This is a genomic window from Clavibacter sp., assembly GCF_014802555.1.
GTDB classification, from domain to species: domain Bacteria; phylum Actinomycetota; class Actinomycetes; order Actinomycetales; family Microbacteriaceae; genus Clavibacter; species Clavibacter sepedonicus.
In genome coordinates this window covers 1-11,050 of sequence record NZ_JAAVCB010000105.1, presented here as the reverse complement: position 1 = coordinate 11,050, position 11,050 = coordinate 1, and the positions used below count along the sequence as shown (strand labels likewise).

The 11,050-nt window shown below is 73.5% G+C and carries 8 protein-coding genes; 3 read left to right on the top strand and 5 right to left on the bottom strand.

Features of this window, described 5'->3' with window-relative positions; translation table 11 throughout:
* Window positions 1-114: 114 nt before the first annotated feature.
* The 5 genes from HDR73_RS11525 to dnaK all read right to left on the bottom strand — a co-directional run bounded on the left by HDR73_RS11525 (window position 115) and on the right by dnaK (window position 5,492).
* Window positions 115-1,371, bottom strand: a complete 1,257-nt coding sequence (locus tag HDR73_RS11525; protein WP_012300040.1) for a class I SAM-dependent methyltransferase — start codon at window positions 1,369-1,371, stop codon at window positions 115-117.
* Complete coding sequence (locus HDR73_RS11520) at window positions 1,368-1,835, bottom strand: heat shock protein transcriptional repressor HspR (protein WP_012300039.1); 468 nt, start codon at window positions 1,833-1,835, stop codon at window positions 1,368-1,370. Before HDR73_RS11520 ends, HDR73_RS11525 begins: the two co-directional genes overlap by 4 nt.
* A gap of 1 nt (window position 1,836) precedes the next feature.
* Complete coding sequence (locus HDR73_RS11515) at window positions 1,837-2,850, bottom strand: DnaJ C-terminal domain-containing protein (protein WP_012300038.1); 1,014 nt, start codon at window positions 2,848-2,850, stop codon at window positions 1,837-1,839.
* A gap of 120 nt (window positions 2,851-2,970) precedes the next feature.
* The gene (locus HDR73_RS11510; RefSeq protein ID WP_012300037.1) at window positions 2,971-3,624 is read right to left on the bottom strand and encodes a nucleotide exchange factor GrpE; all 654 of its coding nucleotides are present in this window, start codon (window positions 3,622-3,624) and stop codon (window positions 2,971-2,973) included.
* Window positions 3,621-5,492: a molecular chaperone DnaK gene (gene dnaK / locus HDR73_RS11505; protein WP_012300036.1), complete on the bottom strand. Its 1,872-nt coding sequence runs from the start codon at window positions 5,490-5,492 to the stop codon at window positions 3,621-3,623. Before dnaK ends, HDR73_RS11510 begins: the two co-directional genes overlap by 4 nt.
* A gap of 403 nt (window positions 5,493-5,895) precedes the next feature.
* On the opposite strand from dnaK, the gene HDR73_RS11500 reads away from it, so the two are divergent.
* The 3 genes from HDR73_RS11500 to HDR73_RS11490 all read left to right on the top strand — a co-directional run.
* Window positions 5,896-9,291: a CLIPPER-2 domain-containing protein gene (locus HDR73_RS11500; protein WP_012300035.1), complete on the top strand. Its 3,396-nt coding sequence runs from the start codon at window positions 5,896-5,898 to the stop codon at window positions 9,289-9,291.
* A gap of 149 nt (window positions 9,292-9,440) precedes the next feature.
* The gene (locus HDR73_RS11495; protein WP_012300034.1) at window positions 9,441-10,142 is read left to right on the top strand and encodes a TasA family protein; all 702 of its coding nucleotides are present in this window, start codon (window positions 9,441-9,443) and stop codon (window positions 10,140-10,142) included.
* Between the two features lie 127 nt (window positions 10,143-10,269).
* Window positions 10,270-11,050: sortase (locus HDR73_RS11490; RefSeq protein WP_287136448.1), on the top strand; the 781-nt coding region annotated here is incomplete at its 3' end.

Below are 11,050 nucleotides of genomic sequence, written 5' to 3'. Positions count from 1 at the left end.
GCATTACCGTGGGACATCGAGGCCTCCTGGCGATGGTTGAACTGAACAGCTCCATCAAGCCAGGAGGCCTCTTCACACGCCCCGAAGTGTCACCAACGTCATGGCCGAGTACATCTAGGCCCGGTGATCCGGCTTCGTCGAGACGGCGACCGTGAACTTCGCGTTCCGACCCGCCTCGCGCGTGGGCCCGACGATGCGCGTCAGCTGCGGTCGGTACCCGAGCGGGCTGTTGTAGACGGTCCAGAGCTGGCCGCCCGGGCGGAGCATGCGCGCGGCGGCGGCGAACAGGCGCGGCGCGAGGCCCGCGTGCACGGTCGCGCCCGTGTGGAACGGCGGGTTCAGGAGCACGAGGTCGGCGGATCCGTCGGGCACGGTGGAACCGGCGTCGTCGCGCACCACGGTCACCCACTCGGCGACCCCGTTCGCGGCGACGGTCGCGCGCGCGGAGTCGACGGCGGCCCACGACTGGTCGGTCGCGATCACGCGGATGCCCGGCCGGGCGAGCGCGACGGCCGACGCGATGACGCCCGTGCCGCAGCCGAGGTCGACGGCGACGCGGGCGTCCTCGGGCAGGTCGGGCAGGAAGGAGAGGAGGAAGCGCGTGCCGATGTCGATGCGGGCGCCGGCGAACGCGGCGCCGTGCGCGCGCACCTCGAGGCCGAGGTCGGGGTGCGACTCGCTGCGGGGGTAGGCGGCGTCGGCGTCGGCGGCGGCGGCGGGGCGCACGGGTTCGCGCGCCACGAGGATCCGCGACTTCTGCCGGGCGAGGGTCGCGTGCACGTCGCCGAAGCGGCGGCGCAGCACGTCCGTCATCGCGGGCGTCATGTGCTTCACGCGCCCGCCGGCGAGCACGGTCACGTCGTCGGCGGCGGCGCCCGCGACCACCCCGGCCCACTCGTCGAGCGCGTCGAGGCTGCAGGGCAGGCGCGCGATCACGACGCGGGCGTGCGCGGCGAGCGCGGCGTCGAGCCCGTGGTGGGCGATCTCGGCGGTCTCGCCGATCAGCTCCGCGTTGAGGCGGAGCGCGGTCTCGGAGGCGAGGGCGTCCTGGTGCACGCGGATGCGCACGGGATCCGCCGCCCCGGCCCGACGCAGCGCTGCCGCGGCGCCGAGGGCGAGGGCGCCGTAGTGGTCGCCGATCACGACGACGTCCTCGGGCCGCAGGGGGCGGCCGTCGGCGGACGCGGCGGCGAGCAGCGCGACCAGCTCGTCGAGGAGCAGGCGGTCGGCCGCGTCCACCGCGAAGAGGTTCTCGGCCTCGACGTCAGGCCGGCGTCGCAGTGCGCCCAGGTCGAGCAGGTCGTCGGCGGCGGATACGCGTGCGGCGTCGGGAGCGGCGGCGTCGGGAGCGGCGGCGGGAGCGTCGCTCACCGCGCGTCGCGCTCGGAACGGTCGTCGTCCGGCATGGCGAGCGCCGCACGGTACAGCACCACCTCGGTGGGCTGCGAGGGACGCACGCCCGCGCGCAGCGACACCACGTCGCCGTCGCCGCGGGCCGCGAACACGCGCCGACCGGGCCGCGACAGCAGCTCGTCGGCTAGCGCGGACTCCAGCTGGCGCACGCGTCCGCGGAGCTCGGACACCTGGTTCTCGAGCTCGAGGATCCGCGCGATGCCCTCCAGGCTCACGCCCTCCGCGCCGAGCCGGGCGACCTCCCGCAGCTGCACGATGTCGCGCATCGAGTAGCGGCGGGAGCGCCCGGCGGTCCGGGTGGGCGACACGAGCCCGAGGCGGTCGTACTGCCGGAGCGTCTGCGGGTGCATGCCCGACAGCTCGGCCGCCACGGAGATCACGAAGACGGGGGCGTCCTCGTCCATCGTGTCGCGGGGATCCATCTCAGCTCCTGGCCCGCTCGATGAGCTCCCGGCGCGGGTCCTCGGCGGGTCCCGAGCTGGCGAACGCGTCGAGCGCGACGCGCTGGGCGTCGGTGAGGCGCGACGGCACCGCGACCTCGATGCGCGCGAGCAGGTCGCCCGTGCCCTTCGGGGTCGTGACGCCGCGGCCCTTGACGCGCAGCACCTTGCCGCTCGACGTGCCGGGCGCGACCTTCAGCCGCACCGGGTCGCCGCCGAGCGTGGGCACCTCGATGGTCGCGCCGAGCGTGGCCTCGGGGAACGTCACGGGCACGTTGACCCGGAGGTTCAGCCCGTCGCGCTCGAACACGGGGTGCGGTCGCACGTGCACCGTGAGGATGATGTCGCCCGAGGCGCCCCCGTCGCCCGACGGCTCGCCCTTGCCGGCGAGGCGGATCTTCTGCCCGTCGGAGACCCCGGCCGGCACGCGCACCGTGAGGGGGCGGCCGTCGGAGTCCTGCAGGCGCACGACGTCGCCCTGCACCGCGGTGAGGAAGTCGACCGTGGTGGACGCCGTGACGTCGCGCCCCTTGGTGGGAGCGCCGTAGCCCCGGTAGCCGCCGGTCGACTGGCCGAAGCCGCCGTTGCCGAACATACCGCCGAGGATGTCCTCGAACCCGCCCTGGCTGTACTGCGGCTGGCCGGATCCGAACCCGGCCGTACGCCGCCCGCGGCCGCCGGACTGCTGGCCGAACATGCCGCCGAACACGTCCTCGAAGCCACCGCCCGGCGCGCCGGCACCCGGCGCGCTGAATCGGGCGCCGGATCCCATCGCGCGGATCTGGTCGTACTCCTTGCGCTGCTCCTTGTCGGCGAGCACGGCGTGCGCCTCGCTGATCTCCTTGAAGCGCGCCTCCGCCGACGGATCCGGGTTGCTGTCCGGGTGGTACTGCCGCGCGAGCTTGCGGTAGGCCTTCTTGAGGTCGGCCTCCGAGACGTCCTTGGACACTCCGAGGACCTTGTAGAAGTCCTTGTCGAACCAGTCCTGGCTGGCCATCAGACGCCTCCCTTCTTCTTCGTCTCGTGGTGGGGGCCGCACGACCCGGTCCGGGCGCCCGCGCGTGCGGACGCCCGGACCGGGGTGGGTGCAGCCGGATCTTCGCTGCGGTTGATGGCGCTACTCCGGCTTGTCGACGACGACCTTCGCGGCCCGCAGCAGCGTCTCGCCGATGTAGTAGCCACTCTCGACGACGTCCGCGACGGTGTCCACCTGGACCTCGGGGTTCGGCTTCTGGAAGATCGCCTCGTGCACCTGCGGGTCGAAGGCGTCGCCGACGGCGCCGACCTTGACCAGCCCGATGCGCTCCACGTTCGTCCGCAGCTTGGCGACGATCGCGGTGAGCGGTCCGCCCTCCGCGAGGTCGCCGTGCTTCTCGGCCCGGTCGAGGTCGTCGAGCACCGGGAGGATGCCCTTGACCACGTCGCCGACCGCGCGCTGGCGCTCGATCTCGCGGTTGGCCTCGGTGCGCTTGCGGTAGTTGGCGTACTCGGCGGTGACGCGCTTCAAGTCCGCGAGGTGCTCGCTGTCGCCCTCGGCGGGCTCGGCGCGCGTCTGCTCGATGAGGTCCTGCAGCTCCTCGTCCATGGGGTCGGTCGTCTCGACGTCGGGGCCCTCGGCCTCGACGAACGCGCCGTCGGCTCCCGGGACGGAGGCCTCATCGGCCGCCTGGTCCGCCGTGGCGTCAGGCCCGGCCGGGGACGCGGGAGCCGACTGCTCGGCTCCCTCGTCCTCGGGTGTGGTGCCCTCGCCGTTCGCGGTGTCCTCGGTCATCGGTCGGTCTTCTTGTCCTCGTCGTCCTCGTCCACGACCTCGGCGTCGACGATGTCCTCGTCGTCCTTCTTCGCCTCGGACGCGCCCTCGGGGGCCTCACCCGCGGCCTGCTCCTGCTGGCCCTGCGCGTAGATGGCCTCGCCGAGCTTGGTCTGGCTCGCGGACAGCTTGTCGAAGGCGGTCTTCACGGCCGTCTCGTCGTCGCCGGCGAGGGCGCTCTTCAGGCCGTCGACGTCGCCCTGGACCTCGGACTTGACGTCCTCGGGCAGCTTGTCGTCGTTCTCCTTGATGAGCTTGTCGATCGAGTAGGCGAGCTGCTCCGCGTTGTTGCGGACCTCGGCCTGCTCGCGGCGCGTCTTGTCCTCGGCCGCGTGCTCCTCGGCCTCGCGCACCATGCGCTCGATGTCCTCCTTCGCGAGCGAGGATCCGCCCGTGATGGTCATCGACTGCTCCTTGCCGGTGCCCTTGTCCTTGGCGGACACGTGCACGATGCCGTTGGCGTCGATGTCGAAGGTGACCTCGACCTGCGGGATCCCGCGGGGCGCCGGCGCGATGCCGGTGAGCTCGAAGGTGCCGAGGTTCTTGTTGTCGCGGGTGAACTCGCGCTCGCCCTGGAAGACCTGGATCGCGACGGACGGCTGGTTGTCGTCGGCCGTAGTGAAGGTCTCGCTGCGCTTGGTCGGGATGGCCGTGTTGCGCTCGATGAGCTTGGTCATGATGCCGCCCTTGGTCTCGATGCCGAGGCTCAGGGGGGTGACGTCGATGAGCAGGACGTCCTTGCGCTCGCCCTTCAGCACGCCGGCCTGGAGCGCGGCGCCGACGGCGACGACCTCGTCCGGGTTGACGCCCTTGTTGGGCTCCTTGCCGCCCGTGAGCTTCTTCACGAGGTCGACGACGGCGGGCATGCGGGTGGATCCGCCGACGAGGACCACGTGGGCCACGTCGCCGACCGAGACGCCGGCCTCGCGGATGACGTCCTCGAAGGGCTTGCGGGTGCGCTCGAGCAGGTCGTTCGTGAGCTCCTCGAACTTGGCGCGGGTGAGCGTCTCGTCGAGGTTGGCCGGGCCGTTCTCCGTGAGGGAGAGGTACGGGAGCTGGATCGAGGTGCTGGTGGAGGAGCTGAGCTCCTTCTTCGCCTGCTCCGCGGCCTCCTTGAGGCGCTGCTTGGCGATCTTGTCGTTCGAGACGTCGACGCCCGTCGACTCCTTGAAGCGCTTGACGAGGTGGTCGACGATGCGCTGGTCCCAGTCGTCGCCGCCGAGGCGGTTGTCGCCCGCGGTGGAGCGGACCTGGATGGTGCTGAAGTCGTCGTCCTTGCCCACCTCGAGGAGGGAGACGTCGAACGTGCCGCCGCCGAGGTCGAAGACGAGGATGAGCTCGTCCTCCTTGCCCCGGTCGAGGCCGTAGGCGAGGGCGGCCGCGGTGGGCTCGTTGATGATGCGCAGCACGTTGAGGCCCGCGATCTCGCCGGCCTCCTTCGTGGCCTGGCGCTCGGCGTCGTTGAAGTACGCGGGGACGGTGATGACCGCGTCGGTCACCGAGTCGCCGAGGTACTGCTCGGCGTCGCGCTTGAGCTTGCCGAGGATGCGGGCGGACAGCTCCTGCGACGTGTACTTCTTGTCGTCGATGCCGACGGTCCAGTCGGTGCCCATGTGGCGCTTGACCGACGAGATGGTGCGGTCGACGTTGGTGACGTTCTGGCGCTTGGCGGTCTCGCCGACCAGCACCTCGCCGTCCTTGGTGAACGCGACGACGGACGGCGTGGTGCGCGCGCCCTCGGCGTTGGCGATGACGGTGGGCTCTCCGCCCTCCAGGACCGAGACCACCGAGTTGGTGGTACCCAGGTCGATTCCTACTGCACGAGCCATGGGGTGTTCTCCTTACTATTGCCGCGGCGCCCGGATCACGGGGTCGCTTCGTGTGGTGACGCGGGTGTCCCGTGGAGTCTCGCTCGCGGTGCCGCTTCGTCAGCGGCGTGCTACTTGAGCCGCGATGACTCAACTCTAGCGGAGCCTCCGCGAGCGTCAAGTCACGGCGTCGGAAGTTGAGCGATCTCGGCTCAACTCACAGAATCGCGGGCCCGTGACCCATCCGTGCGGCGACGGTGTGCCCCGGCTGGGGGGCCGGGGGCGCGGGACGGGGGCTACTGGTTCACCTAGATCGCTACTGGGCCCCTTTTCACTGGTCCATCAGCTGATTTAGCGTTGCCGACGCGAGGCCGGGGGGCCTCTGCGCTCCCGCTTGGAGCGGGAGCGCGATGGGGTGGTGGAGATGGCACGAGCGCGTGCGCACAGGGCGTCATCGCGACCTCCTGCACCCCGCTCCCGCGGGACCCGGCGGCTCGCGGCCCTCGTCATCGCCGCCCTCGCCGCCGTCACCCTGGTCGCGTCGCCTGCCGCGCCAGCCGTCGCGGCTCCGCTCAACGTGACGGAGTCGTTCACCGGCACGAGCGTCGCGGATCCCGCCTGGCGGACGCTCGGCGCCGCCTGCCTCACCCGCGCCACCGTCGCGCCGCACGCCGGCCAGTCGGGCGTCGGCGTGTGCGCCAGCCGCACCGGCGCTCCCGCGAGCGCGGCCACGCCGGGATCCCTCCAGCTCACCGACAACACCGTGAACAGCAGCGGCGGCATCGTCTACGACACCCCGCTGCCCGTCAGCGGCGGCCTGGATGTGCGGTTCGACCAGTTCCAGTACGGCCAGGGCACCAACGGCAACGAGGGCATCGCGTTCTTCCTCGCCGACGGATCCCGCCCCGTCGCCCAGATCGGCGGCGGGGCCGGGTCGCTCGGCTACGCGCAGACGACGGCACGCGCGGGCATCGACGGCGCGTACCTCGGCGTGGGCCTCGACTCGGGCGGCAGCTTCTCGGTCGCGGCGGACGGCCGCGGGACCGGCTGCGCGCAGGTCGCGCCGGGCTCGCGCCCCAACGCCGTCGCCCTGCGCGGCGCGGGTCAGGGCGGCACGGGCTACTGCTACCTCTCCGGGAGCGGCCTGGGCACCAGCCGCCAGCTGCACGCCGCCCTGCCGAGCTCGTCCAACGCGGCGCCGCCGGGCACGGCCGGGCGCACCATCCGCGTCCAGGTCTCGAACGCCGCCCTGCCGGTGGTGACCGTCTCCTACGGGGCCAGCGCCGGCCTGCCCGACGCGCAGCTCGCGGTCGTGCACCAGTACACGATGACCACGTCGCCCCCGGCCTCCGTGAAGCTCGGGTTCACGGCGACCACCGGCACGCTGACCGACACGCACCTCATCCAGAACGTGCGCATCGCGTCCGTGGCGCCGACGAGCGGCGTCCTCCAGCTGACGAAGACCCTCGACCCGGCGTTCGCGCAGGCCTCCTACGCGGAGGGCCAGGACGTGCGCTACCGGTTCTCGATCACCGCGCCTCAGCTCCTCAGCGTCATCAACGACGTGCAGGTCGCGGATCCCCTCGTGCCCTCGGTGCAGTGCAGCGCGAACGCGTTCCTGCTGGCCGGGACGATCACCTGCACCGGCGCCCACCGCGTCACCGCCCAGGAGGCGATGCAGGGATCGCTCGTCAACACGGCGGTGGCGTCCGGGCAGCCCGTGCTGAGCTCGAGGCTCTCGAGCAACGCGGACTCGGTCTCCGTGCCGATCACGCGGCCCTCGCCGCTCCTCGCCCTCACGAAGGTGGGCACGCTCACCGACACGAACGTCAACGGCGTGGCCGACGCCGGGGAGCGCATCGCGTACTCGTTCATCGCGCGGAACAGCGGCAACGTGACGCTGCAGGGCGTCGCGGTGACGGATCCGCGCGTGACGGGCGTCGCCCCGGCCACGGCGACGCTCGCGCCGGGCGCGTCGCAGACCTTCACCTCCACCGCGTACACGGTGACGGCCGCCGATGTCGCCGCGGGCACGCCGATCTCCAACACGGCCACCGTCACCGGCCGGACCCTCGCCGGGCAGGAGGCGCCTGCCGCCCTGTCCACGGTCACGACGCCCGTGCGGGCCGCCGGCGCGATCACGCTGACGAAGGACGCGTCGCTCGTGGGCGGCTCGGTCCCGGGCGCCACGGTGACCTACACGCTCCGGGCCACCAACACGGGCGGCGCGGCGATGACCGGCGTGACGATCGCGGATCCGCTCGCCGGGCTGTCCGCCATGGCCTACACGTGGCCGGGCACGGCGGGCACGCTCGCCGTGGGCGCATCCGTCACGGCCACCGCGACCTACTCCGTGAAGCAGTCCGACGTGGACGCGGGCCAGATCGCGAACACGGCGACCGCGAGCGGCACGCTCTCGGGCGGCACGGTCGTGCAGGGCAGCGCCAGCCGCACCCTGGCCCTCGCGCGCACCGCCACCCTCGACTTCACGAAGACCGCCTCCCCGTCGAACGTCATCGCGGCGGGCGACATCGTGACGTACGGCTTCCTCGTGCGGAACACGGGCACGACCACGCTCACGGGCGTCGGCGTCGCCGATCCGCGCCCCGGCGTCTCCGCGCTCACCTACACCTGGCCGCAGACCGCGGGCACGCTCGCGCCCGGTCATGTGGTGACGGCCACCGCCCGGTACTCGGCCACCGCGGCCGACGTGCAGGCGGGATCCATCGTCAACACCGCGACCGCGACCGCGACGACCTCAGCGGGGGCGACCGTCACCCGGACGGCCTCCGCGACCGTCACCGCGGTGCCGGATCCCGTCGCCGACGCCGCGACCACCGCCCAGGGCACCGCCGTGGTGATCGACGTGCTCGCCAACGACGGCCGGGCCGCCACGGGCGCCGCCTTCAGCCGCGCGCAGCTGTCCGCGACCCCGAAGCTCATCGGCGGCGCGTCCGGGCCGGTGCCCACGGCCCCCGCCTCCGGCAGCGTCACGTGCGTCGACTCGGGCACGGAGCGCGGGCGCTGCACGTACAGCCCGATCCTCGGGTTCACCGGGGTGGACGTCTTCGACTACGCGCTCTCGAGCAGCGTCGACACCTGGAACGTCCGGGTCACCGTCACGGTCACGCCCGTCAACCGCACGCCGGTCGCCCGGCCGGACCGCCTCGTCGCCACCACGGGTGGCGCGACGGTGACCATCGACCCGCGCGCCAACGACACGGATCCCGCCGGGGACGCGCTCGCGATCACGAGCGCCCCGCAGCCGGCCGCCCTCCGCGGCACCCTCACCTGCGCGGCCGCGCTCTGCACCTACGTGCCCCCCACGGACGGGTGGACGGGATCCGTGGTCGTGACGTACTCGATCACCGACCGCCCGGCGGCGCCCGCCACGGGCATCACGGCCACGTCCACGCTCACGGTGCACGTGGATCCCGCGCCCCTCACCTCCCGCGGGTTCACGGACCGGGCCGACACGAGCCTCGGCGTGAGCACGGGGACCTGGGCGGGCACGTCGTCCATCACGACGGCGACCGCCAGCTGCGTCGCCGGACGGCCCGTCACCGGGCTGGCGTGGGCGGCGGCACCGGGAGCGACGGACTGGGTCGTCGAGCGGCGCCTCGACGGCACGACGCCCGGCGCCTGGACCACCGTCGCCCGCCTCGCCGGCACCGCGACGTCGTTCTCGGACGACCGGCTCGGCGAGTCCCGCTCCTACCAGTGGCGCGTCCGGCCCGACCTGCAGCGCTGGCTCGGCGTCGCGAGCGCGCCCTCCATCGCCGTCGCCCAGCCGGCGGCCTTCTCCGCGGCGGGCTGCTGATGCCCGCCCCGCCGCCTCCCGTGCCGCATCCGCCACCGGATGCGGCCACGCACCTCCACCGACACGTCCATCACCGCACCAGCAGGAACAGCAGCACCACCACCATCCGCGCGCACCGCGCACCGCGAGACCCATCGAGAGGAAACACCATGAGCACCACCACAGCACCCCAGCGTCGCCGCCCCTGGAAGAAGATCGTCGCCACCGGCGCGGTCGTCGCCGTGGGCACCCTCATCACCGGCGGCGCGTTCGCCATCTTCACCGACTCGGACACGGCGACCCTCCAGGCCGACGCGGGCCAGCTCGACATCGTCGCCACCGGCGACTACACGGTCTCGGACATCGCGCCCGGGGACACGGTCCAGCGCCCGATCCTGCTCGAGCTGCCCGACGCCACCAACGACGGCGATCTCGTCGAGTCCGTCCAGCTGTCCTACGCCGTGACGGCGGAGACGCCCGGCACGGACGACCCGGCCCTCGCCGGCGGCGGCGAGTCCCTCGTCAGCGGTGCCGCCGGGCTCACCTACTCGCTGCAGACCTGCGTCGGCGGCGAGTGGACGTCGGCCACCGCACCGGTGGGCGCGTACACGTGCTCCGGCACCGTGCAGCAGACCGGCGCGGGCACCCTCGCGTCGATCACGGGCGCGGGCAACTCCGTCACCCTGCTGCCGGCGAACTTCGGCGTCGCGCCGACGGCCGACGGCACCTTCCCGAGCGACACCGCCGACGTGACGCTCAACACCCTGATGGTCCTGCAGCTGCCCGACACCGCGGACAACGACTACGAGAACGCGGCCGCATCGCTGACGTTCACGGCAGCCGCGATCCAGCGCGACGGCCTCCAGCGCTGATCGCCTCCGGTCGGGCCCCGGCACGCGCCGGGGCCCGATCGACCGGCGTCGCGCCCGCGCGTCGCCCTGCTCCACCGCACCGCCCCTCATCGGCACCACCCCTCATGCATCCCCGGAGGATCCGACCATGCGCGCACACCACGGCACCGGCAGCGTCGCCGCCGCCGCGCTGTGCCTGACGCTGGTCGCCTCCGGTGCCGCGGCTCCGGCCAGCGCCGCCGCGGGCTCCGTCGCCGCCCGCGCTGCCGCGCCCGCCGCGATCGACTCCCCCGCGCTCGAGGTCCGCGAGCTCACCGGCCCCGACATCCCGCTCGACGACCTGGCCCCCGGCGACACCGTCGACTGGGCCGCCGACGTCACCAACGTCTCCGCCGCCGGCTCGCCGCTCGCCGTCCGACTCGACGCCATGCGCTCGATGGCGCTCACCGGCGACGCCGAGGGCGGGATCCAGCTGTCCGTCCGGCTCTGCGCGGACGGCTTCGAGACCCTCACGGCGCCCATGCGCTGCCGCGGGCCCGTCGAGCCCCTCGGATCCGGCCCCGCCGCCACCCTCGACGGCGTCGTCACGCGCACCCCGCTCGAGCCGGGCCAGACCGTGGGCATCGCCGTGCGCGTGCAGTTCCCCGAGCGCGCCGACAACCGGATGGAGTCCACCGCCGGCATGGTCCGCGTCAGCTTCGCCCTGGTCGGCGACGGCGGCACCGGCACGGACCCCGACCCGGCCCCCGGCGGCGGGGCGGGCACGGGGAACGGAGGCGGGACGGGCACCGGCGCCGGTACCTCGCCCGCCGGATCCGCCCCCGCCGCCGACGCGCCGCGCGACCTGCTCCCCGTCACCGGCCGCGACATCGCGTCCGCCCTGGCCGGCGCCCTCCTCGCCCTCCTCGGCGGCGGGATCCTGCTGCTCG